The following is a 23363-nucleotide window of genomic DNA, read 5'->3' on the forward strand; positions in this document are numbered from 1 at the left end:
CCCGGAATGCGCTCCGGGCCGCGCCTGTCTCGTCCGCGGCGGTGCTACTCCTCGGCTTCCGGGCCGGGCTTGCCGGCGCGGGAGCGGGCCTTGAACAGGGCGCGCTTGGCGGCCTTGGCGACCTGGCGGTCCGGGTGGGCGTCGCCGACGGCCTCCAGCAGCTCCTCGACGTGCGGGTGCGGCACCTTCCAGATCACCTCCAGCAGGTTGCTCAGCACGGGCGCGGGCCCGATGTCGTGGAGGCTGCTGACGAACTCCGGCCGGCCGAGGCCCGCCGAGATCGTCCACATGTCGAGGATCAGCCAATGGGTGTCGCTCTGGCTCGGCTCGGGCGCGCCCACCACGCCGAGCTGGGCGAGGTGCGTGGCGGCGTAGGGCCGCAGCGAGGGCTCCTTGAGCGCCTCCTGCCAGGCGGGGACGGCGACGGGCCCGAGCGAGCCGACCAGGCTCGCGGCCTGGACCCGGATCAGCGCGTCCGCCTCGTCCTCCGCGGCGGCGGCGAGCAGCTCCTCCGCGGCGGTGGCGGGCTCGCGCAGCTCCATCCAGGCGGCGAACTCGGCGTCGGCCTCCTCCTCGGACAGGTCGGCGCTGAGGGACAGCAGGTCGAGGCCGGTCATCGCGTCGATCGCGGGACGGGCGTCCACCTCGATGTCGTCGTCGTCCAGCAGGTGGACCACGCCCTCGACGCCGAGCGGGGTGAGCCGCACGCGGTCGTCCTCGGCGGTGACCATGCCGTACCCCGCCAGCCACTCGACGACCGAGGCGAGCGGCTCGCCGGCCTCGGCCCAGGCGGTGGCGCCGAGGTCGTCGAACTCGGCCGCGGCCTCGGCCAGCTCGTCGGCCAGCTCGCCGAGCGGGCGCTCGCCGCCCGCCAGCAGCAGCCGGACGAGCAGGGCACGGGTGAGGCCGGACAGCGCCAGCGTGAGATCGTCGTCGTCCAGCTCGGGGTCGCCGTAGTCGATGGAGTGGAGGCCGAGCATCCAGACGTCCAGGACGTCCTCGTCGTTGTCGAACGGCCACGCCGCGGTGTCGTCGTCGACGCCGACCGTGTCCTCGCCGTCGGGCGTGAGGAACTCCAGGTCCACCGCGAGGTTCCACAGGTTCCACAGGGCGGGCACGGCCTGCGCGAGCGGGCGCTCGTCGGGCTCGGGCAGGCCGACGACGGCGAGGGCCTCGCGGATCTCCTCGTCGCTCAGCAGGGTCTCTTCACCGACCTTGCGCGCGGTGCCCACCCAGACGGCCAGATCGCGGGCCTTGGAGATGAGCGGCACGGCGCGGGCGGCCTCGGCCAGCTCGGCGTCGGGGCGCAGGCGGATGGTGGGCAGATCGCCGAGATCGTCGGCGAAGGGCTCGAAGTCGCCGAGACCCTCGACCTCTTCCTCTTCGAGGTCCTCGTCGTCCTCGTCCTCGTCCCATTCGCGTTCGCCGATGACCTCTTCCATGGCCTCGACGAAGGCGTCCTCGATCTCGTCCAGGCCGTCGAGCAGCTCGTCGAGGTCGTCGGAGCCCTTGGCCAGGCGGCCGGTCCCGGAAAGGAAGGTGAGGTAGGAGCGCACGGCGGGGATCATGCCGTCGGCCGCGGCGTCGGGATCCTCCACGACCTGGGGCATGCGTTCCAGCAGCACCGGGCGGAGATCGCCGCGCTTCCACAGGTGGACGTCGTCACGAGCGATCAGGCGGTGCCACAGAGCAGCCGGTCCGACCAGGTCGGCGTCACTGTCGGGTGCGTTGTCCTGCGCCCAGAGAATGAACTCTTGAAGGAGGGGACGCAGCTCCGATGCGGCTGCCTCGATGCGATCTGTCACTCCGCCAGGCTAGTGCTTGGCGGCGGCCGTCTCTAATCAGTTGGCGCGGCTGCGGGGCCCAATCGGCGGGCGCCGCGCCGACCGGCCCGTACGGGGCTCTGCCCTGCGCGAACAGCGGTCAGTTGGCCCGGCGCATGGCCTCGGTGATGCGCTCGGCGGCGGCCACGACGGGGGCGGCGTGAATGCGTCCGGGGGTGCGGGTGAGGCGCTCGATGGGGCCGGAGACCGAGACCGCGGCGATCACCTTTCCTCCCGCGCCGCGGATGGGCGCCGAGACGCTGGCGACGCCCTGCTCGCGCTCGCCGACGCTGTGCGCCCAGCTGCGCCGCCGCACGCTGGCGAGGGTGGCGGCGGTGAACTTGGCGCCGCGCAGGCCGCGGTGCAGGCGGTCCGGTTCCTCCCACGCCAGCAGGATCTGGGCGGCGGACCCCGCGGTCATCGGCAGGGCCGTGCCCACCGGGACCGTGTCGCGCAGCCCGCTGGCCCGTTCGGCGGCGGCGACGCACACGCGCTCGTCGCCCTGCCTGCGGTAGAGCTGCGCGCTCTCGCCGGTCTGGTCGCGCAGCTGGGTGAGGACGGGGGAGGCGACGGCGAGCAGACGGTCCTCGCCGGCCGCCGCGGACAGCTCGGAGAGCCGGGGGCCGAGGATGAACCGGCCCTGGGTGTCACGGGAGACGATGCGGTGGTGTTCCAGCGCGACGGCGAGGCGGTGGGCGGTGGGGCGGGCCAGGCCGGTGGCCTGGACGAGTTGTGCGAGGGACGCGGGGCCCGCTTCGAGGGCGTTGAGCACGAGCACGGCCTTGTCGAGTACGCCGACTCCGCTAGAGTTGTCCATACCCCGATACTGCCGTCTCGCTATCCGAGATGCAACCGCCGTCCCGGCGAACGACGGGTAGGCTGTCCATATCCCGAAATTTCCGTCTTATCTTATGAGACGTCTCGGGGGCCATGAAACGCAAGGAGGCGTTCAGATGGGTCGCACACTGGCCGAGAAAGTATGGGAGCGGCACGTCGTCCGGCGTGCCGACGGCGAGCCGGATCTGCTGTACATAGATCTGCACCTCATCCACGAGGTGACCAGCCCGCAGGCGTTCGACGGGCTGCGCCTGGCGGGCCGCGCGGTGCGCCGCCCCGATCTCACCATCGCCACCGAGGACCACAACGTGCCGACCGTCCTCGGCCCCATCTCCGACCCCGTCTCCAAGGCCCAGGTCGAGACCCTGCGCAAGAACGCCGCCGAGTTCGGCGTCCGGCTGCACCCCATGGGCGACGCCGGTCAGGGCGTCGTCCACATCATCGGCCCGCAGTTCGGCCTCACCCAGCCGGGCATGACCATCGTCTGCGGCGACTCCCACACCTCCACCCACGGCGCCTTCGGCGGCATCGCCTTCGGCATCGGCACCTCCGAGGTCGAGCACGTCCTCGCCACCCAGACGCTGCCCGCCTACCGGCCGAAGACCATGGCCATCGAGGTCTCGGGCGAGCTGCCGTACGGCGTCACCGCCAAGGACCTGATCCTGGCGATCATCGCCAAGATCGGCACCGGCGGCGGCCAGGGGCACATCATCGAGTACCGCGGCGAGGCCGTGCGCAAGCTGTCCATGGAAGGCCGCATGACGGTCTGCAACATGTCGATCGAGGCGGGCGCGCGCGCCGGCATGATCGCCCCGGACGAGACCACCTTCGCCTATCTCAAGGGCCGCCCGCACGCCCCCTCCGGCGAGGCGTGGGACGCCGCCGTCGAGTACTGGAAGTCCCTGCGCACCGACGACGACGCCGTGTTCGACACCGTCGTCGAGATCGACGCCACGACGCTGTCGCCGTTCGTCACCTGGGGCACCAACCCGGGCCAGGGGGCGCCGCTCAACGCCGCCGTCCCCGTCCCCGACGAGACCTCCGACCCCGCCGCCGCGCGCCGCGCCCTCGAGTACATGGCGCTGGAGCCGGGCACGCCGCTGAGCGAGATCGAGGTGGACACCGTCTTCGTCGGCTCGTGCACCAACGGCCGCCTGGAGGACCTGCGCGCCGCCGCCGAGGTCCTGCGCGGCCGCACGGTCACCACCCGCACGCTGATCGTCCCCGGGTCGATGCAGGTGCGCGCGGAGGCCGAGGCCGAGGGCCTGCACGAGGTGTTCCAGGCCGCGGGCGCCGAGTGGCGCCAGGCCGGCTGCTCGATGTGCCTCGGCATGAACCCCGACACCCTCGCCCCCGGCGAGCGCAGCGCCTCGACCTCCAACCGCAACTTCGAGGGCCGCCAGGGCAAGGGCGGGCGCACCCACCTCGTGTCGCCCGCGGTCGCCGCCGCCACCGCCGTCACCGGCCGTCTCACCGCGCCCGCCGACCTGCCCGCCGGCCTGTAAGGAGCCTGACCGATGGAAGCCTTCACCACGCACACCGGCCGGGCCGTGCCGCTGCGCCGCAGCAACGTGGACACCGACCAGATCATCCCGGCCGTCTGGCTCAAGCAGGTCAGCCGCACCGGCTTCGAGAAGGGCCTGTTCTCCGCCTGGCGCGAGGACCCCGCGTTCGTCCTGAACCAGCCCGCCTACGAGGGCGTCTCGATCCTCGTCTCCGGCCCCGACTTCGGCACCGGCTCCTCGCGCGAGCACGCCGTCTGGGCGCTCCAGCAGTACGGCTTCCGCGCCGTGATCGCGGCGCGGTTCGGCGACATCTTCCGCAACAACGCCACCAAGATGGGGCTGCTGCCGGTCGTCCTGCCCGCCGAGACCGTCGAGGCCCTCCAGGCGGCCGTCGAGGCGGACCCGTCCACCGAGGTCACCGTCGACCTGGTCGAACGCCAGGTCCGCTGGGGCGCGGAGAGCGCCGGTTTCGAGATCGACGAGTACACCCGCTGGCGCCTGCTCGAAGGACTCGACGACATCGGGCTGACCCTCCGGCACGCGGACGCCGTCGCGGAGTACGAGAATGGTCGGCAGCCATGGCTGCCGACGACCGTCTGAGCGACCCCGGGACACCCCTGCCGGCCCCGAGGGCCGAGACCCCTGAGGACAGGCTGGCGCGGCGGTTGCGCGAGGCGCACCGCCGCGTCGCCGCCGTGCGCCTGCCGTCCGGCGAGAAGGAGCGGCTCGCGCGAAGGTTCATGGCGATTTGTGAGATCGCCAAGCGCGACATCGATCTCGCCGCCGCCCGTCTGGACTCCTTCCTGGCCGATCTGGGCGGCGGATCCGACACGCCCAGTAGCCGAAACATCGCCGGATGTGATTGAGTCGCGAGGCTGTGTGGCTTAATTTCAAGCGGGTAAGGGGTTTCTGACCGTTGACTGGTGGGCGCGTGCCGGAACCCCGCGCTTGGCCACACCGGGTGAGACCGGCCGGGGACCGAACGGCCTCCGTGCTCACCCTCAGACAGCGGTAATCAGGGGGAACAACCGAGATGAACAAGCGAGAACTCGTCGACGCGATCGTTGAACGGGTCGGCGACAGGAAGACGGCCACCGAGGCCGTGAACGCGATAATCGAGGAGATCCAACGCGCTGTCGCGAACGGGGAGAAGGTCTCGATCACCGGCTTCGGCGCGTTCGAGATGGCCCACAAGCCCGCCCGCCAGGCTAGGAACCCTTCGACCGGCGAGCCCATCAAGGTCGCGGAAAGCTGGGGGCCGAAGTTCCGGGCCGGCGCGGACTTCAAGGAGCAGGTCAACGCCGCGGGCAAGAAGGCCGCCAAGAAGAAGTAACACCTGACGATCTACCAGCGGACACCCGGGGAGACATCATCTCTCCGGGTGCTCCCTTTCCGGCCGTCCCTGCGCTCAGCCGGGGAGGGGGAAGGTGGAGAGGGTGATCGCGGTGATGGCGCCGTGCTCGACGCGGATGTTCACCCGCTGGCCCGAGCGGAGCAGGCGCAGCGGACCGGCGTCGAACGCCGCCGTGCCGAAGGGCAGCTCGGTCCCGTCGTCGAGGAACACCGATCCCGAGCGGGTTTCCTGATCGAAGTTCCGCACCGTCGCCTGCACGGGCGTCAGTGTACAGCGGCATAAATCGGTTGCCCCGTTCCCGGCGCGAGGGCAGGGTGGCTGCTCGTGACGGTGACGGGCAGGCCCGCGCATCGGCCGCCGGCGCGGGCGTACGCGCTGTTCGCGGGCGCCGACGCGATCAGTCAGGTCGGAACGCAGGTCGGCGTGGTCGCGCTTCCCCTGGTGGCCGTCCTCCTGCTCCATGCCGGGCCCTTGCAGGTCGGGCTGCTGGCCACGGCGCAGATGGCCGCCTTCCTCGTGATCGGGCTGCCCGCCGGGGTGTGGGTGGACAGGCTGCCGCGCAGGCGCGTGCTGGTCGTCGCCGACCTCGTACGGGCGGTGGTCCTGCTGAGCGTCCCCGTGGCCGCCGCGGCCGGGGCGCTCGGCATGCCCCAGCTCTACGCGGTCGCGCTGGTGGGCGGGGTCTGCACGGTGTTCTTCGACGTCGCGCACATGAGCTACCTGCCGTCCATCGTCGCCAGGGACGCGCTGGGCCGCGCCAACGGCACGATCGAGACGATCAGGTCGGCCGCGGCGCTCGCCGGGCCGGGGGTCGGCGGCTGGCTCGTCCAGGTGATCACCGCCCCGATGGCGCTGCTGGCCGACGCGATCAGCTTCGCGCTGTCGGCCGCGCTGCTGGGCGGCATCCCGGTCCGCGGCGAGCCGCCTGTCAGGACGGAACGCGCCGGGCTGCGCCGGGAACTGACCGAGGGCGTCCGCTACGTCGCGGGACACCCCGTGCTGCGCGTGGTGGCGGTGTGCGGGGCGCTCGTCATGCTGAGCAACGGCATTTGGGCGGCGTCGCAGACGCTGTACCTGATCGACGTGCTCGGCCTCGGCCCCGGCGTCTACGGCCTGGTGGTCGCCGCGGGCGCGGTCGGAGGTGTCGTGGGGGGCCTGTCGGCGTCCCGTGTCATGGCGCGCTGGGGCACCGGCAGGGCGATGTGGGGCGGGGCCGCCGTGGCGCTGCTGGTGGCGCCGATCGCGCCGCTCGCCGCCCCGGGGTGGCGGATCGCGCTGTTCCCGCTCGGGCTCGCGCTCGGCGGCCTCGCCGGAGGGGTGTTCAGCGTCGCGCAGCTCACCTACCGCCAGTCCACCTGCCCCGAGCACCTGCTGGGCCGCATGAACGCCGGGATGCGCTTCCTCATGTGGAGCGCCATGCCGTTCGGCGGCCTCGCGGGCGGGTTCGTGGGGGAGAGGTACGGCGTCACGACGGCGCTCTGGGCGGCGGCGCTGACGACCGGCCTGGCGCACCTCCCGGTGCTGCTCGCCCGCCGCCGCGTCCTGGCCTTGTGAGCGGGGCGGGTCAGGAGGCGTCGCGCTCCGCGTAGGAGGCGAGGCCCCGGATGATGATGTCCAGGCCGAGGTCGAAGCGGGCGTCGTTGTCCTCGGTGAACATCTGGTTCCCGATCGCGCTCAGGTGCGGGAAGCGATCAGTGGGCAGGGCGTCGAAGTAGGTTTGGAGCGTCTCGCGCATCTCCTCCCAGGACTGCGCCTCGGTGCCGCGGCGGCGTTCCTCCCACATGGCCTCCGAGTAGGCGAAGCCGTCGATGAACGTGGACAGCATGTCCCCGGCCGCGGCCGCGACCCGGACGGGCAGCCCGGCGGTGCGGAAGAGGGCGATCAGGGCTTCGACGGCGGGGAGCATCTCGGGGCCGAACGGCAGGCTCGACATGGAGATCTTGGCCATGTCGCGATGGGCGAGCAGGCGGGTGCGGGCCTCGCGCGCGTACTCCTTGATCTGCTCCTGCCACCGCTCGGGATCCGGCTCGGGCAGGTGGAGCTCCTCGAACAGCCGCAGGTACATCTGCTGCAGCAGGTCTTCCTTGCTCTTCACGTGCGCGTAGAGCGCCGAGACGGCCACGCCCAGCTCGCCGGCCACCTGGCGCATGCTCAGCCGGTCGTATCCCTCGCGGTCGAGCACGGCGAACGCGGCGTCGATGATGCGCCGCCGCGTGAGCGGGACCCGGGGCGGGGCCGTCCGCTTCCGCGGCGCCGTATCCCAGGGGAACGCCGGCATCGCCTCGTCGTCACGCTCTGACTCGACCATGCCTGACCCCCTTAGGGCTCGTCCACGTGGGTTTCAAAAATTCTAACCGTCCCCTAGAACACCGCTCGCCCGTCTAGAACAGTGCTCAAGTACGCGATATATCTTGTCTGACGCCGAGATGCGATATAACGTGAACAATGCACTTTGCGACGAACGGCGTTCAGTGATAGAACGCTGATCGATACATCTGAACACTGTTCTCTCGTCCGCGCTGGCGGACGCGCGGCATGGGAGCCGGAATGACATCGATCGACACCTCAGTACATGCGTCGCCCGCGGAGGCGACCCCCTACCGATGGCGGTGGGCGGCGCTTTTCGTCATCCTCGCCGCCGAGGTCATGGACCTCCTCGACGCCATGGTGACCAACATCGCCTCCCCGGCGATCCGCGCCGAACTGGGCGGCAGCGCCGCCGTGATCCAGTGGCTCGGCGCCGCCTACACGCTGTCCATGGCGGTGGGGCTGCTCACCGGAGGCCGCCTCGGCGACATCTTCGGCCGCAAGAGGATGTTCGTCATCGGCGCCGTCGGCTTCACCGCCGGCTCCTTGCTGTGCGGCCTCGCGCAGGGCCCCGAGACGTTGATCGCCGCACGCGTCGTGCAGGGCCTGTTCGGCGCCGTGATGATCCCGCAGGGCCTCGGAATGATCAAAGAGATGTTCCCGCCCAAGGAGATGCAGAAGGCGTTCGGCCTGTTCGGGCCGATCATGGGCCTGTCCACGGTCGCGGGGCCCATCCTGGCCGGCTGGCTGGTCGACGCCGACTTCTTCGGCACCGGCTGGCGCATGATCTTTCTGATCAACCTGCCGCTCGGCCTGGCCGCGGTGCTGGCCGGCATGCGCTACCTGCCCGAGTCCCGCTCGCCGCACCCGCTCAAGCTCGACGTCCCCGGCGTCTTCCTGGCCTCGCTGGCCGGTGTCCTGATCATCTACCCGCTGGTCCAGGGCCGTGAGCACGACTGGCCGGCCTGGTCGTTCCTCATGATCGGCGCGGCGGTGGTGGTCTTCGCGCTGTTCGGCTGGTTCCAGGGCCGCAAGAGCAGGAACGGCGGCGACCCGCTGGTCGTGCCGAGCCTGTTCCGCAAGCGCGCCTTCACCGGCGGCCTGGTCACCGGCATCGTCTTCTTCTCCGGCATGGTCGGGTTCTCGCTGGTCTTCAACCTGTACGTGCAGATCGGGCTCGGCTACTCGACGCTGAAGGCGGGCCTGTCGATGATGCCGTGGTCGATCGGCCTGGTCATCGGCTTCATCTGCTCCCAGCCCCTGCAGAAGTTCGGCCGCAAGCTGCTCCAGGGCGGCGCGCTGCTCATGGCCCTCGGCGTCATCGGCATCATCGTCACGCTGAACATCGCCGGCGTGGGCGTCACCCCCTGGCAGCTCACCCCCGCGCTGCTTCTGACCGGCGTCGGCATGGGCCTGCTCATGGCCCCGTTCTTCGACATCGTGCTCGCCGGCGTCGAGCCGCACGAGACCGGCTCGGCGTCCGGTTCCCTGACGGCCGTCCAGCAGCTCGGCAGCGCCTTCGGCGTCGCGCTGCTCGGCACCCTGTTCTTCGGCATGCTCGGCACGAACGTGGCCGCCGCGAGCGACGACGTCACGCCCCGGCTGCGCGCCGACCTCGCCGCCGTCCAGGTGACGGGCCCCGCCCAGGACCGCCTGGTCGAAGGGCTGCGCGCCTGCGGCCATGACCGCGCGGTGGCCAAGGACCAGGCCGAGGCGCCCGCGTCCTGCGTCCGCCTGGAGGCCGACGCCCGCGCCGCCGCCGCCTCGCCGCAGGCCGGCCAGGCCGTGGGCAAGGCCCTGGAGACGGCCGGGACCACGGCGGCCAAGGAAGGCTTCAGCCAGGCCATGAAGGCGATCCTGTGGGTGGTCGACGGCATGCTGCTGCTGACGTTCCTCGTCGCGTTCCTGCTGCCCAGGCACGCTCGAGAGGGGGACGCCGCCGGTCACTGACCCCGGCGGCGCGCGTTCACGAGAGGGTCCTCCAGGTGGAGGACCCTCTCATCGTCCTCACCACCTCGGCGGTGTGCCGGCCCACGCCGAGGAGCAGGGCCTGCTCCAGGTCGGCCGGGGTGTCCACGTCCCTGCGCACCGACGGGATGCCGTCCGGCGTCAGCTCCTTGGCCCCGCCGCCGAGGTGCTTGGCACGCGACTCGCCGCCGAAGCGCGGCCGGAAGGGCACGCCGGGCCGTACGCCGTAGAACGTCGTGCCCACCTCGACGGCGTCGGGCACGAACGCCTGGTCGAACTCGGCGGCGTGCGCCAGCACCACTGCCAGCTCCGCCGGCCGCAGCGCCGGCAGGTCCGCCTGCAGCGCTCCCACCGGCCCGCCGGGCGCCAGCCGCACGGCCTCGGCGCCCCCGGCGCGCAGCGCGGCGTTCAGCCCGGCCTCGGGATCGGGCACCACGTGCGCGCCGATCGCGGCCAGCGCCTTCGCGGGCACGGGATCGCCGGTCACGACGATCACGCGGGCGACGTCCCGGCAGGCCAGCGCGGCCGAGACCGTGTCGCTGGCGATGGCCACGGCGAGCGCGGCGCGGTGCGGCCCCGCGGCGGCGGCCAGGCGGGTCTTGGCCGCGATCAGCGTCTTCACCGGCACGACAAGGGTCCAGTGGAGTTGCCGCTCCCGCGCGCTGTGCTCACCATGTGGCGTACGCATAGCCTTAGCATCCCGCCTCGACATCTCGTGGAGCCAACCGGGAGACTGATGGCGCACAGGCATGACTGGAGGAGTCAATTGAGTCGCCCCGGACGCCCGCCCATCTTCTGGGAAGCCCTCGTCACGGTGATCGTCAAGTTCGTGCTGATCCTCTTCACGAAGCGGGACTGGCGGGGCCGCGCCCACGTGCCGCGCACCGGCGGGGTGATCATCGCGACCAACCATCTGTCCTGGACCGATCCTCTCCTGCTCTCGCACTTCACCTACAACAACGGTCGCTGGCCGGTCTTCCTGGCCAAGTCCGGCGTGTTCAAGATCCCGGTCATCGGCTCCATCGTCCGCAAGTGCAGGCAGATCCCGGTGCTGCGGGGCAGCACCGACGCGGCGCGCTCGCTGAAGTACGCCGAGGAGGCGCTCAAGGACGGCTCCTGCGTGATCTTCTACGGCGAGGGCACGATCACGCGCGACCCGGACCTGTGGCCGATGGCGTTCAAGACCGGCGTGGCGCGTCTGGCGCTGGCGACGGGCGTGCCCGTCATCCCCGTCGCGCACTGGGGCGCGCAGGACATCCTGCCCTACGGCAGCAAGAGGCCCCGCCTGTTCCCCCGCAAGACCTTCCACGTCCTCGCGGGTCCGCCGGTGGACCTGTCCAAGTACGCGGGCCTGCCGATGCGCGGCCAGGTGCTGAAGGACGCGACCGCGGACATCATGGCCGAGGTCGTCGCGCTGCTGTCGGAGCTGCGCGGCGAGAAGGCCCCCGACACCCCCTTCGGCGAGGCCGAGAGCCGCGCCGGGTGATGGCCGCCACCGACCACCGTCACCGTGGGCGTACGGTGAGTAGATGACCAAGGCCGTCGTTTTCGGAACGGGTTCGTGGGGCACCACCTTCGCGATGATCCTCGCGGAGGCCGGCACCTCCACGACGCTCTGGGGACGGCGCGCCGAGGTGGTGGAGGCCATCACGCGCGGGCACGAGAACCCCGAGTACCTGCCCGGCGTCACGCTGCCCCCGTCGCTGCGCGCCACCACCGACGCCGCCGAGGCCATGGACGGCGCCGACTTCGTCGTGCTCGCCGTCCCCTCGCAGACCCTGCGCGGCAACCTCGCCGCCTGGCGCCCCCACATCCCCGGCCACGCCGTGCTCGTCAGCCTGATGAAGGGCATCGAGATGCGCACGTCCAAGCGCATGAGCGAGGTGATCCTCGAGGTCGCGGAGGTCCCGGCCGAGCGGGTCGCGGTGGTGTCCGGGCCCAACCTGGTCGGCGAGCTGGTGCGCCGCGAGCCGGCCGCGACCGTGGTCGCCGCCGCGGACGACGAGGTGGCCGAGCGCCTCCAGGAGGCCTGCCACCTGCCGTGGTTCCGCGCCTACACCAACACCGACGTCGTCGGGGTCGAGCTCGGCGGCGCGGTCAAGAACGTGATCGCCCTGGCGGTGGGCGTGGCGGCCGGCATGGGGCTCGGCGACAACGTCAGGGCCACGCTGATGACCCGCGGCCTCGCCGAGATCGCGCGGCTCGGCGCGGCGCTCGGCGCCGACCCGCACACCTTCGCCGGGCTGGCCGGCATGGGCGATCTCGTCGCCACCTGTACGTCCCCATTGTCGAGAAACCGCACCTTCGGGGAGAATCTCGGCCGTGGCATGACCCTCGCCGAGACCATCGCCGCCACCCGGCAGACGACGGAGGGGGTCAAGTCCTGTGAGTCGGTTCTCGATCTGGCACGGAAGCACGACGTCGAGATGCCCATCACGGAGGTGGTGGTCGGCGTCGTCCACGACGGAATGACCCCCAGCGAGGCCGCGATGCTGCTCATGTCGCGGACTCCCAAGCCGGAACGGTACGGCGTGTGACTTCTTCTCGACGCATGCGCAGGAGGATCGGAGAGAACTCCCGCGCGGCCCACCTCCCCCTCGCGCCCGCTCCCCGCCAGCTCCCGATCGGCCTGCCCGTGTGGCGCAGCGCCTCGTGGAGCTTCGAGAACTCGGCCCAGTGCGCCGACGTGCTCGGCGAGCGCGCGCCCGGCTTCGCCTACAGCAGGATCGACAACCCCACGGTGGCGGCGTTCGCCTCGGGCGTCGCCACGCTGGAGGGGGCGGCGGCCCCCGAGGACGTCTCCGGCCAGGCGTTCGCCTCCGGCATGGCGGCGGTGACCGCCGTCCTGCTGGCCTTCCTGCGCTCGGGCGCCCACGTCGTCGCCCCCGCCCCGGTGTACGGCGGCACGTACGCGCTGCTGACGGGCACGCTGGCCCGCTTCGGCGTCTCGGCCGACTTCGTGGACTACTCCGACCTGCGCCGGGTGCGCGACGCCGTGCGCCCCTCGACCAGGATCATCTACGCCGAGACCCTCGCCGACCCCACGATGGCCGTCGCCGACATCCGCGGGCTGTACCGCATCGCCAGGGACGCGGGCGCGCTGCTCGTCGTGGACTCCACGCTCGCCACGCCCGTGGTGTGCCGCCCGCTGGAGCACGGCGCCGACCTGGTGGTCCACTCCGCGACCAAGTACCTCGGCGGGCACGACGACTGCACCGGCGGGGCCGTGGTCGGCCGCCGCGACCTCATCGCCCAGGTGCGCGAGGTCCGCATCGACACCGGGTCCACGCTCGCCCCGGACGAGGCGTTCCTGCTGCGCCGCAGCCTGGAGACCCTGCCGCTGCGCGTGCGCCGCATGTGCGCGACCGCCATGGTCTTCGCCGCCGCCGTCGCCAAGCACCCGGCCGTCCGCCGCGTCGACTACCCCGGCCTGCCCGCCCACCCCGGCCACCAGCTCGCGCGCCAGCTCTTCGACGCCGGCCCCGAGGGCACCCGGTTCGGCGCGTCGCTGACGGTCACCCCGCACGGCGGCTACGAGGCGGGCGTGATGCTCGCCGACACGCTGCGCATCGCCCGCATCGCGCCCTCCGTCGGCGGCACGCAGACCAAGGTGGCCCACGTCGCCTCCGCCACGCGCGGCAGGCCGGACGAGGCGGGACGGACGGGCTCGGCCGTCGACGCGGGGGCCGTGCGGTTCTCCATCGGCCTGGAGGACGCGGAGGATCTCATCGCGGACGTCACGGACGCCCTGGACGCGCTGCGATCGAACACCACGACACGTACCTGACAACCGGTGACGACCAGGGCGCACGATAGATTCGGAAATCATGAACGACCAGCATGAATCCCGGCCCCGCGTGCGCGTGGCGGTCGTCTTCGGAGGCCGCAACTCCGAGCACGCGGTGTCCCTCATGGGCGCGGGCAGCGTGCTCGGCGCCATCGACCGGTCGAAATACGAGGTCGTGCCCATCGGCATCGCGCCCGACGGCCGGTGGGTGCTCGCCTCCGAGGACCAACGGTTCGAGATCGAGGGCGGCGAGCTGCCCTCGGTGGACGGCGGCGGCACCGCGCTCGCCCTGCCCTCCGGCGGCGGGCCGCTCGTCACGCTGGACTCCGGGCGCATCCCCGGCACGCTCGGCACGGTGGACGTCGTCTTCCCCATGCTGCACGGCGCCTACGGCGAGGACGGCACCATCCAGGGGCTGCTGGAGATGGCGGGCGTGCGCTACGTCGGCTCCGGAGTGCTGGCCAGCGCGGTCGGCATGGACAAGGCGTACATGAAGGCGCTGCTGGCCGGCGCCGGCCTGCCCGTGGGCCCCTACGTCGTGGTGCGCGACCGTGACTGGCGCCTGGACCGGGACCGGGTGCTGAAGGACGTCGAGGCCCTGGGCTGGCCCGTCTTCGTCAAGCCGTCCCGTGCGGGCTCCAGCCAGGGCATCACGCGCGTGGAGCACTACGGCGAGCTGGAGGCCGCGGTCGAGCACGCCCGCACGCACGACCCGAAGGTGCTGGTGGAGGCGGCCATCGAGGGCCGGGAGATCGAGTGCGCCGTGCTGGAGTCGCCGGGCGACGAGCCGCCGGCCGCCAGCCTGCCGGGCGAGGTGCTGGTCACCGAGAACCACGAGTTCTTCGACTTCTCGGCCAAGTACATCGGCTCGGACATGTCCCTCGCCGTCCCCGCCGACATCCCGGCCGAGGCCGTGGAGGATCTGCGGGGCATGGCTGTGCGGGCGTTCGAGGCGCTCGGCTGCGAGGGGCTGGCCCGGGTGGACTTCTTCTACACGCCCGACGGCGCGCTGATCGTCAACGAGATCAACACGATGCCCGGGTTCACGGCCATGTCGGTGGCCCCGCAGCTCTGGGCGGCCTCGGGCGTGTCGTACCCGGAGCTGGTCGACCGGCTGATCCAGCTCGCGCTCCAGCGGCCCGCGGGCCTGCGGTGAGGCGAGGTCAGCCGGACGTCGTCCCCGCCGGAGGGAAGGCCGCCTTGATCGCGGGGGCGAGGTCGATGAGCACCCCCGAGGGGTCGTGCGCCCGCGAGATCGTCACCTCGACGTAGCCCCGCGGGTTGACGGCCGTGAACAGCGCCGGCCTGGCCGGGTCGGCGAACCACGGCACGCCGTCGATCTCGGGGACCTGCTGCATCGGATCCATCGCGGCGGGCCTCTGGACGCCGCAGCGCAGCGCGATCTCCCCCTGCCCCCACACCGCGACGTACGGCGAGGCGGGCTCGGTGGGGACGCGCTCGGCGCCGTCGAGCGTGCCGGGCAGGCGCTTCACCATCGCCGCGCAGGCGGTGGCCGTGTCCCCCTGGGGCGCCGGAGGCTCGACCCGCACGGCCCCGCCGCACGCGGCCGACAACAGCGTCAGCGCCGACAGGACGGCGGCGGTCCTGCCCGCCGTCAGCGCGGTCGGCACGGTCACCCCCGGGAGATCAGCTCAGATATGGACGATCGGACACGTCAGAGTACGCGTGATTCCCTCGACGGCCTGAATCTTCGCGACGACGAGCTTGCCGAGTTCGTCCACGTTGTTGGCCTCGGCGCGGACGATCACATCGTACGGGCCGGTGACGTCCTCGGCCTGGGTCACCCCTGGGATGACCTTGATGGCGCCCGCGACCTCGGCGGCCTTGCCTACTTCTGTCTGGATGAGGATGTAAGCCTGCACCATCACGTCCTCCCGGCGGGGGCGAAGCTCGCTGCTGTCATCGTGTCAATGCCGCATGTAGATCAGTGCCGAATCGCCACCGTACATGGAACACACCTGGAGGTGTGCTATCACAGTCGCAGATCTTGGTGAATTCGGGATCATTGCACGTATTGTCGGACGCTTGCCTCAAACTCCGGCGGTATTGCTCGGTCCGGGCGATGACGCCGCGCTATTGCGTGCTCCCGATGGGCGGGTCGCCGTGACGACGGATCTCCTCCTCGAGGGTAGGCACTTCCGCCGCGATTGGTCCAGTCCGTACGACATCGGCAGGAAGGCGGCGGCGCAGAACCTCGCCGACATCGCCGCCATGGGCGCGGTTCCCACCGCGCTCGTCGTCGGCCTCGGCCTGCCCGGAGACCTGCCCACCGCGTGGCTGGACGGGCTCACCGACGGGTTCGGGGACGAGTGCGCGACGGTCGGCGCGGGCGTGGCCGGGGGCGACATCGTCCGCTCCGAGCGGGTCGTGCTGGGGGTGACCGCCCTCGGCGACCTCGGCGGACGACCGCCCGTCACCCGCGCGGGGGCCAGGCCCGGGCAGGTGCTCGCCGTGGCGGGCAGGATCGGGCACGCGGCGGCGGGGCTGGCGCTGTACGAGGCGGGGCGCGCCGGGGAGTGGCCGGCGCTGGCCGAGGCGCACCGCCGTCCGAGCCCGCCGTACTCCTGCGGGCCCGCCGCGGCCGCCCTCGGCGCGACCGCGATGCTGGACGTCAGCGACGGGCTGCTCCAGGACGTCGGCCACATCGCCGCGGCGAGCGGCGTCCGCGTGGAGATCGACCCGGCGCTGCTGCCCGTGGACGACGCCCTCGCCGACGCGGCGGCGGAGCTGGGGGAGGATCCGCTGCGGTGGGTGCTCACCGGTGGTGAAGATCACGCGCTCGCGGCCGTGTTCCCCTCGGAGGTCGCGCCGCCGGGGGAGTGGCGGGTCGTAGGCCGGGTCACGGAGGGCGAAGGCGTGCAGGTCAGAGGGCGTGAGGAGACGTACGGGGGCTGGGACCACTTCCGGGGGTAGCGGTCGCGGCGGGCGGTCCCGGGTGACCGGTTGTGGCCAGGGTGAGGCACGCGAACTTGGTGAAAATTGTGACAAATAAGTGTTAAAGGTGTTATGAAGTGGGGCGCTGTGCTTTCTACGAGAAGGACGCTTCATGGGACGAGGACGCCACACGCCCCGCCGCGGATCCGGCGGTGACGCTTGGGACGACCACGGCGATCCCGGCTGGGACGACGAGCGCGGCACCCAGGAATGGCTCAACGACGCCCCCTGGCACGACGACCCCCCCATCCAAGCCAAAACCGCGCCCCTCCCCCCTCCCACCCCTGCCTCGGCGACTCCAGGGACCTCCACGGCTCCCGCACCGGGAGTGCCCGCGCCCGGTACGGGAGCACCCGGTATGGCCGCGCCTGGCGCTTCTGTGCCCGGTGCCCCTGCGTCCGGGGTTTTCGCGTCCGATGCCCCCGCGCCTGGTGTGTTCGCGCCCGGTGTGCCTGGGTCCGGCACCCCTGCGTCCGGGGTTCTCGTGCCCGATGCCCCCTCGCCCGGCGCGCCCACACCCGGTGTGCCTGGGTCGGGTGCCCCTGCGTCCGGGGTTTTCGTGCCCGATGCCCCCGCGCCTGGTGTGTTCGCGCCCGGTGTGCCTGGGGCCGGCACCCCTGCGTCCGGGGTTTTCACGCCAAGGGTCCCCGCGTCGGCTTCCCCTGCGGCATTCGAGCGCGGCAGCTCGACACCTGCGCCTTTCGACGCTGATTTGCCGACCTTCGGGACGTCCACGCCCGGCGGCCCCGCCCCCACGACTTTCGGACCTGGCGGTGCCGGCCCGGGTGGCCCCGCGTCTGGCGGCCCTGTGCCCCCGGCTTTCACGCCTGGTGGGTTCACGCCAGGGGGTTCCGCGCCTGGTGTTTCCGCGTCCGAAGCACTCAGGACTGATGGTCTCGGGTCCGAGGCTTTCGGGCCCGGTGGTCTCACGTCTGGGGCTTCCGCGTCTGGTCGTCCCGCGCCTGCGGCCTTTGGGGCAGGTGTTCCCGCGTCCGAGGCTCCGGTCTTCGGTGGTCCTGGGGCTGCGGAGCCTGAGGCCGCGCGGCGTTCTCCTCGGGAGGACACGCCTGTCTGGCCTCGGCCGGGTGAGCGGCAGGCGTACGGCTTTCCCGGCGCGCCTGAGGACCCCTCGGACCCGTTCGCGCACACCGGCCCGATGGCGGCCGTGCCCCCGTACCCGTCCGAGACCGGGCCCGGCACCGATCCCTTCGCCCAGCCACGCCCACCCCTGAGCGCGTCCGCCCCGGGAGCCCCGGGCGAGAGCTTCCCTCACACCGGCCAGTTCGCGGCGGTGGGCGCGTTCCCGCCCGACGACCGCTCACCCGACGAGCCGTTCCTCCCCACCTCGCGGCGGTCCGAGGGCCCGGCCGAAGCCTTCCCCCACACGGGGCGGTTCGGAGCGGTGGGGCGGTCCGACGGGGCGGACGAAGCCTTCCCTCACACCGGGCAGATCGGAGCAGCGGGGAGGTCCGACACGGCGGACGGAGCTTTCCCGCACACCGGGCAGTTCGCGGCGGTTGGCTCTCTCTCGGGGGAGCGGTCGGGTGACGACGACGCGGTGCCGCATACCGGGCAGATACGGGCGGTGGCCGGGGTGCCCGAGGACGGGGGGACAGGCTCCGGCGACGGCACGGACTCCTTCCCCCACACGGGCACGATCCTGCGGGTGGGCGGCGGTCCCGGCCCCTCCGAGGGACGGCGCCGTGGACGAGGGGACGACGAGCGGCGTGGACGGCGTGGCGCGCGGCGGGGCGGGGCCCTGGCCGGCCGGGCGCGCTCCCTCGCGATCGTCTCGGCCGTCGGGGTCGCGATGGCGGTCGCCGCGACCGTCATCGGCGTGAAGCTGTCCTCAAGCGAGCTGACCATGAACACCCCCGCCAAATGCGCGGGCCCCACCTGCGCCGCGGTCGCCGAGCCCGAGCCCGAGCCCACCGACGATCCCGCGACGACCGGCGCCGAGGAGGAGACCCCCGAGTCCGAGCCCTCGGATTCGTCCGCCCCGTCCAGGTCGGCGGCGCCGGCGCCGAGCCGCACCGCGCAACGGCAGGTCCCGGCACCCGAACCCACCATCACCACTCCCTCGCCCGAGCGCACGACCGGCAGGCCGACCCCGAGGGCCACGAAGACGCGCGCCACGCCGAGAAACAGTCCCGTCCCGACCCAGACCGAGGACGCCACCCCGCAGAACCCGAGGGCGTCCGGCGCCCCGGTCTCCGCGCCGCCGTCGGACTCGCCCAGGACGGCGGAGCCCTCGCAGTCGCCCCAGAACACCCCGTTCGACGAGAGCAGACGCCGCGCCGCGCCCGGCCAGGTGTCGGTGGACTTCGGCCTGTCCGAGGTCAGCGCCACCGGCTACACCGGCCGTGTGTCCGTGGTCAACACCGGTGCCGCGCTGGACGGCTGGACGCTGCGGTTGCCGGTCGGCGGAACCGTCACCGGCGCGGACGGGGCCGTCTGGGACCAGGACGGCGAGACCCTCGTGCTCACCTCGACCGACCGGCTCGGCGCGGGGGAGCACGCCGTCATCGCGTTCACCGCCGACGGCGACGCCACCGTCCCCGACACCTGCCGCCTCGCCGAGGGCGCGTGCCGGATGGACGACGCGCAGACCGCCCGCGCCGCCGCGACCGCTCCCCGCAAGACCGCCTAGCGACCACCGCCTGCCGTACGCTCGGTCGCCCGTGCGTGGGCCGGTCGGGCTGGTGATCAGGGACGCCCACGTCTCCGGGGTGGCGTGGGGGACTGGTTTGATGGACGGATGACACCTCCCCGTGTGCTGACGATCGCAGGGTCCGACTCCGGAGGAGGCGCGGGCATCCAGGCCGATCTGAAGACCATGCTCGCGCTGGGCGTGCACGGCATGAGCGTGATCGCCGCCGTGACCGCGCAGAACTCACTCGGCGTCCAGGGCTACTGGGAGCTGCCGCCCGAGGCCGTGCGCGCCCAGCTCTCCTCGGTGCTCGGCGACATCGGCGTCCAGGCCGTCAAGACCGGCATGCTGGCATCCCCGGCGCTGGTCGAGGTCATCGCCGAGGTCCTGTCCGGTGTGGAGGCGCCCGTGGTGGTGGACCCGGTGGGCGTCTCCAAGCACGGCGACTCGCTCCTCGCCCCCGAGGCGGTGGACGTCGTGAAGGGCCGCCTGCTGCCCGTCGCGACCGTGGTCACCCCCAACCTCTGGGAGGTCGAGCAGCTCACCTCGGTGAAGGTGGAGGACGAGGACGGCCTGCGCCCGGCCGCCGAGGCGGTGCTGGCGCTCGGCCCCGCGTGGGCGCTGATCAAGGGCGGCCACCTGCCCGGCCCGCCGGTGGACCTGCTCACCGACGGCGTCCGCGAGTACCGCTTCCGCGCCGAGCGGCACGACAACCGGCACACCCACGGCACCGGCTGCACGCTCGCCTCCGCCATCGCCTCCCACCTCGCGCTCGGCGAGGACGTCCCTGAGGCCGTGCGCAAGGCGAAGGAGTACGTCACCGGGGCGATCGCCCACGGTTTCCCGCTGGGCGCGGGCATCGGCCCGGTGGACCACGCCTGGCGGTGGCGTTGACGCGGGCCCCGCTCACCGCGGGACGCCGGCCCCTCACCGCGGGACGCCGGCCCCTCACCGCGGGACGCGGGCCCCTCACGGCGGGACGCGGGCCCCGCGGCCCCGAACCGGGCCCCCTGCTCACAGCAGGCGGGCGATGGGATCGTCGGCGAGGCGGCGTAGCAGGGTGGCGGTGCGTGTGGCCTGCGTGGCGTCGGGCTCCGGACGGGTCCCCGAGCCGACCGCGTCGGCCAGCGCGTTCAGCTCGTGCGGCGGCAGGAGCGTGCGGGCCATGCTGTGCAGGCGCAGTCGCACCCTGCGGCCGGTGGACGGGTCCTCGGCCATCAGGTGGGGCACCCGGCGGCCCGTGGGGATGGTCCCCTCGCCGTGCGGGTTCCTGACGTACTCGGGCTCGGAGTCGATCCACACGCGGGACGTCGCGAGGTCGGCCCTGCGCGTGCCCAGCAGTCCCCGCACCTCCAGCACGGTGCCGCTGAGGAGCGCCTGCCGGCGGTACGTGCCGAGCACCATGGTCACGAGGAAGCCGACCATCAGCAGGGCCGCCACGGCGAACACCGCGCGGACCGCCAGCGCGGGGAACGCTCCCGCGTCGCTCTCGAACGCCGGCAGCACGCGGAACTCCGGGTCCGACCGGCCGAGGACGAGGGCCGCCACCCCGGCGATCCCGGCGAGGACGCCGAGGAAGAGCAGCCCGATGACCGACACGGTGACCTTCTGGCCTGTGGAGGCGTTCACGCTCAGGCGTATGGGCGGATTCAGCACGAGGGAGAAGCTACCCAGCCGATCTCGCGCCACGCCGCCCGAAGCGTCATCGAAACGACGAAGGCCCGCCGCCTAGGGAGGCGACGGGCCGACGGGGCGAGGCTCAGGTCAGCGGGTGACCTTGCCGGCCTTGATGCAGGAGGTGCACACGTTGAGCCGCTTCGGCGTGCTGCCCACCATGGCGCGGACGCGCTGGATGTTGGGGTTCCAGCGGCGGCGGGTGCGGCGGTGCGAGTGCGAGATGTTGTTGCCGAAGATCGGCCCCTTGCCGCAAACGTCGCAGACGGAAGCCACGGTCATCGCTCCTTAGATCAGTCGATAGGCCCGAACCGAGGTTGGAAGCGGTGGTCGGGCACGCCGGGACAACCGGCTAGCTACACGAGGGTATCCGATGCCGCCGCCTGCACGCGAAACCGGAGAACCGGCGAACGGGGATAATCTCGTATCACCAACCGTAGCGCATGATCGGCGGGCACGGGGTGCGCGCCGGCTCACCGGCGCACGGCCGGAGACGCGCGACCCGCCACGGCCCGGTACGGCACCGGTTCTCACGCTCACCGAACCGGCGGCGACGGGTCAACGACGACCCGCAAACCACCCGACGGCACGAACGACACGTACGGCGCGGAGGGGCGATCGCGCGAGAGAGGAGCCACAGTGCCTCCACAACGCCCCGAGAACCCCCCTCCCGCCAACGAGCCCCCGCGCACCCGGCGCCTCCCCCCGGCCCAGGAGCCCGCGCCCAGCAGCCCGTCTCCGCCCACCGGCGAGCCGGCCCCCGCTCAGGAGCGGCCTGCCGCGCGAAGATCCCCATTCGCGCCCGGGTCGCCTCCCGCGCGGGAGTCGCCGTTCGCGGAGGGGGCCTCTCGTGCAGACGAGCCCTCTTCCGCCCAGGAGGCGCCCGTCGCTCACAAGGCGCTTCCTGTTCTCGATCCGGAGGCCGTCCGGCGGTGGTCGCGGCTGAGTGCCGAGGTGTTGGGCAGGGCGCGGGGGGAGATCGACGCGTTGAACGTGTTCCCCGTGCCCGACGGTGACACCGGGACGAACCTTCATCTGACGATGCTGTCGGCCGCCGAGGCCCTGGACGGGCTGCCCGCGGAGGCCGACGGCGCGCGCACCTGGCGCGCGCTGGCCCGCGGCGCGCTGCTGGGCGCGCGGGGGAACTCGGGCGTGATCGTGAGCCAGGCGCTGCGCGGCATGGCGGAGGTGCTGGGCGGCGCGGCGGGCGGGGGGCGTGACCTGCGGCGAGCGCTCGTCAGAGCGGCTGAGACGGCCAGGGAGGCCGTGGCGAGGCCCGTCGAGGGCACGGTGCTCAGCGTGCTCGCCGCGGTCGCGCACGCCGTCGAGGGGGCCTCGGACGAGCTGGCCGAGGTGGCGCGCGGGGCCGCGTCGGCCGCCCGCGCCGCCCTGGGCCGCACCACCGGCCAGCTCGACGTGCTCGCGCGCAGCGGGGTCGTGGACGCGGGGGCCGCGGGACTCACCCTGATCGTGGAGTCGCTGGCGGCCGTGGTCACCGGCTCCGGCGCCGGCCGGTACGAGGTGCCCGCGCCCGCCGCCGAGGTGCGGCCGTCCCCGGTGGAGGGACCGGCGTACGAGGTGATGTACCTGCTGGAGGCCGACGACGCGGCGGTGGCCGCGCTGCGGGGGGAACTGGACCGCCTCGGCGACTCCCTGGTGGTGGTCGGCGGGGACGGCCTGTGGAACGTGCACGTCCACGTGGACGACGCCGGGGCCGCCGTCGAGGCGGGCACCCGCGCCGGACGGCCGTACCGGATCAAGGTGGTCTATCTCGACGCCCCCGCGCGGGCCCACCGCGCCGGGCACGGCAGGGGAGTGGTCGCGGTGGCGGCCGGGGACGGCATCGCCCGGCTGTTCCAGGAGGCCGGGGCCGTCGTGGTGCGCCGCGATCCCGGGACCAGCCCGCCGCCCGCGCCCGTGCTGGAGGCGATCCGCCGCGCGGGCACCGAGGTCGTGGTGCTGCCCAACGACACCGGCGTCAACGCGGTGGCCCTGGCCGCCGCCGAGACGGCCCGCGAGGAGGGCGTCACGGTGAGCGTCGTGCCGACCAGGGCGACCGTGCAGGGCGTGGCGGCGCTGGCCGTGCACGACCCGCTGCGCCGCTTCGACGACGACGTGGTCGCGATGGCCGACGCCGCCGGGCACACCCGGCACGGGCACGTCTGGGTGGCCGACCGGGCGGCGATGACCAGCGCCGGGGTGTGCCGCCCCGGGGACGTCCTCGGCGTGATCGACGGCGACGTCGCCCTGATCGGTGCGGCGCTGCCGGACGTCGCCGTCGAGATCACCTCGCGCATGCTCTCGGCGGGCAGCGAGCTGGTCACTCTGATCACGGGCCTGGGCGGCGGAGAGGAGCTGGCGCGCGTCGTGGCGGCACACCTCGCCGCCGCGCGCCCCGACGTCGAGGTCACCGTCCACGAGGGCGGCCAGGGCGGCTACCCGCTCCTCATCGGCGTCGAGTGACCGTCGCGGACCGCGCCGGGACCGTCCGCCGAGCACGGGC

23 protein-coding genes are annotated in these 23363 nt (G+C 72.9%); 14 read left to right on the forward strand and 9 right to left on the reverse strand.

Annotated elements, in window-relative coordinates; genetic code table 11:
• Positions 1 to 44 precede the first annotated feature (44 nt).
• Both BJ981_RS17700 and BJ981_RS17705 read right to left on the reverse strand, forming a co-directional pair.
• A complete protein-coding gene (locus BJ981_RS17700; RefSeq protein WP_184612426.1) occupies positions 45 to 1805 on the reverse strand; it encodes a hypothetical protein in 1761 nt (586 codons plus the stop codon).
• A gap of 118 nt (positions 1806 to 1923) precedes the next feature.
• Positions 1924 to 2640 (reverse strand): IclR family transcriptional regulator, encoded by a 717-nt coding sequence (locus BJ981_RS17705; RefSeq protein WP_184612427.1) that lies wholly within the window; start codon positions 2638 to 2640, stop codon positions 1924 to 1926.
• Between the two features lie 136 nt (positions 2641 to 2776).
• Here BJ981_RS17705 and leuC point away from each other — a divergent pair, with 136 nt between their 5' ends.
• The 4 genes from leuC (at position 2777) to BJ981_RS17725 (ending at position 5498) form a co-directional block, all read left to right on the forward strand.
• Positions 2777 to 4165, forward strand: coding sequence for a 3-isopropylmalate dehydratase large subunit (leuC, locus tag BJ981_RS17710; RefSeq protein ID WP_184612428.1), 1389 nt, complete (start codon positions 2777 to 2779; stop codon positions 4163 to 4165).
• A gap of 12 nt (positions 4166 to 4177) precedes the next feature.
• The gene (leuD, locus tag BJ981_RS17715; RefSeq protein WP_184612429.1) at positions 4178 to 4765 is read left to right on the forward strand and encodes a 3-isopropylmalate dehydratase small subunit; all 588 of its coding nucleotides are present in this window, start codon (positions 4178 to 4180) and stop codon (positions 4763 to 4765) included.
• Complete coding sequence (locus tag BJ981_RS17720; protein ID WP_184612430.1) at positions 4744 to 5031, forward strand: SCO5555 family protein; 288 nt, start codon at positions 4744 to 4746, stop codon at positions 5029 to 5031. Before leuD ends, BJ981_RS17720 begins: the two co-directional genes overlap by 22 nt.
• 167 nt (positions 5032 to 5198) lie before the next feature.
• Positions 5199 to 5498 carry an HU family DNA-binding protein gene (locus BJ981_RS17725; RefSeq protein WP_184612431.1) on the forward strand — a complete coding sequence of 100 codons (300 nt, stop codon included), beginning with the start codon at positions 5199 to 5201 and terminating at the stop codon, positions 5496 to 5498.
• A 75-nt stretch (positions 5499 to 5573) separates the two neighbouring features.
• On the opposite strand, the gene BJ981_RS17730 is transcribed toward BJ981_RS17725, so the two are convergent.
• Positions 5574 to 5777: a hypothetical protein gene (locus tag BJ981_RS17730; protein ID WP_184612432.1), complete on the reverse strand. Its 204-nt coding sequence runs from the start codon at positions 5775 to 5777 to the stop codon at positions 5574 to 5576.
• A gap of 66 nt (positions 5778 to 5843) precedes the next feature.
• On the opposite strand from BJ981_RS17730, the gene BJ981_RS17735 reads away from it, so the two are divergent.
• On the forward strand, positions 5844 to 7073 hold the full coding sequence (locus BJ981_RS17735) for an MFS transporter (RefSeq protein ID WP_184612433.1): 1230 nt from the start codon (positions 5844 to 5846) through the stop codon (positions 7071 to 7073).
• A gap of 10 nt (positions 7074 to 7083) precedes the next feature.
• Here the strand turns inward: BJ981_RS17735 and BJ981_RS17740 are convergent, their stop codons facing one another.
• Positions 7084 to 7827 (reverse strand): TetR/AcrR family transcriptional regulator, encoded by a 744-nt coding sequence (locus BJ981_RS17740; RefSeq protein WP_184612434.1) that lies wholly within the window; start codon positions 7825 to 7827, stop codon positions 7084 to 7086.
• A 239-nt stretch (positions 7828 to 8066) separates the two neighbouring features.
• On the opposite strand from BJ981_RS17740, the gene BJ981_RS17745 reads away from it, so the two are divergent.
• A complete protein-coding gene (locus BJ981_RS17745) occupies positions 8067 to 9776 on the forward strand; it encodes an MFS transporter (RefSeq protein WP_184612435.1) in 1710 nt (569 codons plus the stop codon).
• 16 nt (positions 9777 to 9792) lie between these two features.
• Here the strand turns inward: BJ981_RS17745 and cofC are convergent, their stop codons facing one another.
• On the reverse strand, positions 9793 to 10482 hold the full coding sequence (gene cofC, locus BJ981_RS17750) for a 2-phospho-L-lactate guanylyltransferase (protein WP_184612436.1): 690 nt from the start codon (positions 10480 to 10482) through the stop codon (positions 9793 to 9795).
• 78 nt (positions 10483 to 10560) lie between these two features.
• On the opposite strand from cofC, the gene BJ981_RS17755 reads away from it, so the two are divergent.
• From BJ981_RS17755 to BJ981_RS17770, 4 genes are read left to right on the forward strand one after another with little or no spacing between them, the layout of a single operon-like run.
• Complete coding sequence (locus tag BJ981_RS17755) at positions 10561 to 11280, forward strand: lysophospholipid acyltransferase family protein (RefSeq protein ID WP_239139208.1); 720 nt, start codon at positions 10561 to 10563, stop codon at positions 11278 to 11280.
• Between the two features lie 43 nt (positions 11281 to 11323).
• A complete protein-coding gene (locus tag BJ981_RS17760) occupies positions 11324 to 12331 on the forward strand; it encodes an NAD(P)H-dependent glycerol-3-phosphate dehydrogenase (RefSeq protein ID WP_184612438.1) in 1008 nt (335 codons plus the stop codon).
• Positions 12332 to 12345: 14 nt separating this feature from the next.
• Positions 12346 to 13581: a trans-sulfuration enzyme family protein gene (locus BJ981_RS17765; protein ID WP_184612439.1), complete on the forward strand. Its 1236-nt coding sequence runs from the start codon at positions 12346 to 12348 to the stop codon at positions 13579 to 13581.
• 40 nt (positions 13582 to 13621) lie between these two features.
• Positions 13622 to 14737, forward strand: a complete 1116-nt coding sequence (locus BJ981_RS17770) for a D-alanine--D-alanine ligase family protein (RefSeq protein WP_184612440.1) — start codon at positions 13622 to 13624, stop codon at positions 14735 to 14737.
• Positions 14738 to 14744: 7 nt separating this feature from the next.
• On the opposite strand, the gene BJ981_RS17775 is transcribed toward BJ981_RS17770, so the two are convergent.
• Positions 14745 to 15218 (reverse strand): DUF3515 family protein, encoded by a 474-nt coding sequence (locus tag BJ981_RS17775; RefSeq protein ID WP_239139209.1) that lies wholly within the window; start codon positions 15216 to 15218, stop codon positions 14745 to 14747.
• 15 nt (positions 15219 to 15233) lie between these two features.
• Positions 15234 to 15467, reverse strand: a complete 234-nt coding sequence (locus BJ981_RS17780) for an Lrp/AsnC family transcriptional regulator (RefSeq protein WP_184612441.1) — start codon at positions 15465 to 15467, stop codon at positions 15234 to 15236.
• An 82-nt stretch (positions 15468 to 15549) separates the two neighbouring features.
• On the opposite strand from BJ981_RS17780, the gene BJ981_RS17785 reads away from it, so the two are divergent.
• The 3 genes from BJ981_RS17785 (at position 15550) to thiD (ending at position 20080) form a co-directional block, all read left to right on the forward strand.
• Entirely contained in the window at positions 15550 to 16515 is a 966-nt protein-coding gene (locus BJ981_RS17785) for a thiamine-phosphate kinase (protein ID WP_184612442.1), read from the forward strand.
• 1177 nt (positions 16516 to 17692) lie between these two features.
• Positions 17693 to 19186 carry a hypothetical protein gene (locus tag BJ981_RS17790; RefSeq protein WP_184612443.1) on the forward strand — a complete coding sequence of 498 codons (1494 nt, stop codon included), beginning with the start codon at positions 17693 to 17695 and terminating at the stop codon, positions 19184 to 19186.
• Positions 19187 to 19294: 108 nt separating this feature from the next.
• The gene (gene thiD / locus BJ981_RS17795; RefSeq protein WP_184612444.1) at positions 19295 to 20080 is read left to right on the forward strand and encodes a bifunctional hydroxymethylpyrimidine kinase/phosphomethylpyrimidine kinase; all 786 of its coding nucleotides are present in this window, start codon (positions 19295 to 19297) and stop codon (positions 20078 to 20080) included.
• Positions 20081 to 20200: 120 nt separating this feature from the next.
• Here the strand turns inward: thiD and BJ981_RS17800 are convergent, their stop codons facing one another.
• Both BJ981_RS17800 and rpmB read right to left on the reverse strand, forming a co-directional pair.
• Entirely contained in the window at positions 20201 to 20842 is a 642-nt protein-coding gene (locus tag BJ981_RS17800; RefSeq protein ID WP_184612445.1) for a hypothetical protein, read from the reverse strand.
• Between the two features lie 108 nt (positions 20843 to 20950).
• Positions 20951 to 21136, reverse strand: a complete 186-nt coding sequence (gene rpmB / locus BJ981_RS17805; protein WP_114028028.1) for a 50S ribosomal protein L28 — start codon at positions 21134 to 21136, stop codon at positions 20951 to 20953.
• A 363-nt stretch (positions 21137 to 21499) separates the two neighbouring features.
• On the opposite strand from rpmB, the gene BJ981_RS17810 reads away from it, so the two are divergent.
• Entirely contained in the window at positions 21500 to 23323 is a 1824-nt protein-coding gene (locus tag BJ981_RS17810; protein ID WP_275422297.1) for a fatty acid kinase ATP-binding subunit FakA, read from the forward strand.
• Positions 23324 to 23363 lie beyond the last annotated feature (40 nt).

This window comes from Sphaerisporangium krabiense (assembly GCF_014200435.1).
GTDB classification, from domain to species: domain Bacteria; phylum Actinomycetota; class Actinomycetes; order Streptosporangiales; family Streptosporangiaceae; genus Sphaerisporangium; species Sphaerisporangium krabiense.

Coding starts and splice junctions, on each gene's coding strand:
- thiD (WP_184612444.1), top strand. CDS start 19,295: ATGACACCTCCCCGTGTGCTGACGATCGCAGGGTCCGACTCCGGAGGA.
- BJ981_RS17720 (WP_184612430.1), top strand. CDS start 4,744: ATGGCTGCCGACGACCGTCTGAGCGACCCCGGGACACCCCTGCCGGCC.
- BJ981_RS17770 (WP_184612440.1), top strand. CDS start 13,622: ATGAACGACCAGCATGAATCCCGGCCCCGCGTGCGCGTGGCGGTCGTC.
- BJ981_RS17725 (WP_184612431.1), top strand. CDS start 5,199: ATGAACAAGCGAGAACTCGTCGACGCGATCGTTGAACGGGTCGGCGAC.
- BJ981_RS17765 (WP_184612439.1), top strand. CDS start 12,346: ATGCGCAGGAGGATCGGAGAGAACTCCCGCGCGGCCCACCTCCCCCTC.
- BJ981_RS17760 (WP_184612438.1), top strand. CDS start 11,324: ATGACCAAGGCCGTCGTTTTCGGAACGGGTTCGTGGGGCACCACCTTC.
- BJ981_RS17790 (WP_184612443.1), top strand. CDS start 17,693: ATGGCGGCCGTGCCCCCGTACCCGTCCGAGACCGGGCCCGGCACCGAT.
- BJ981_RS17785 (WP_184612442.1), top strand. CDS start 15,550: ATGGAACACACCTGGAGGTGTGCTATCACAGTCGCAGATCTTGGTGAA.
- leuD (WP_184612429.1), top strand. CDS start 4,178: ATGGAAGCCTTCACCACGCACACCGGCCGGGCCGTGCCGCTGCGCCGC.
- BJ981_RS17780 (WP_184612441.1), bottom strand. CDS start 15,467: ATGGTGCAGGCTTACATCCTCATCCAGACAGAAGTAGGCAAGGCCGCC.
- cofC (WP_184612436.1), bottom strand. CDS start 10,482: ATGCGTACGCCACATGGTGAGCACAGCGCGCGGGAGCGGCAACTCCAC.
- BJ981_RS17705 (WP_184612427.1), bottom strand. CDS start 2,640: ATGGACAACTCTAGCGGAGTCGGCGTACTCGACAAGGCCGTGCTCGTG.
- BJ981_RS17745 (WP_184612435.1), top strand. CDS start 8,067: ATGACATCGATCGACACCTCAGTACATGCGTCGCCCGCGGAGGCGACC.
- BJ981_RS17740 (WP_184612434.1), bottom strand. CDS start 7,827: ATGGTCGAGTCAGAGCGTGACGACGAGGCGATGCCGGCGTTCCCCTGG.
- leuC (WP_184612428.1), top strand. CDS start 2,777: ATGGGTCGCACACTGGCCGAGAAAGTATGGGAGCGGCACGTCGTCCGG.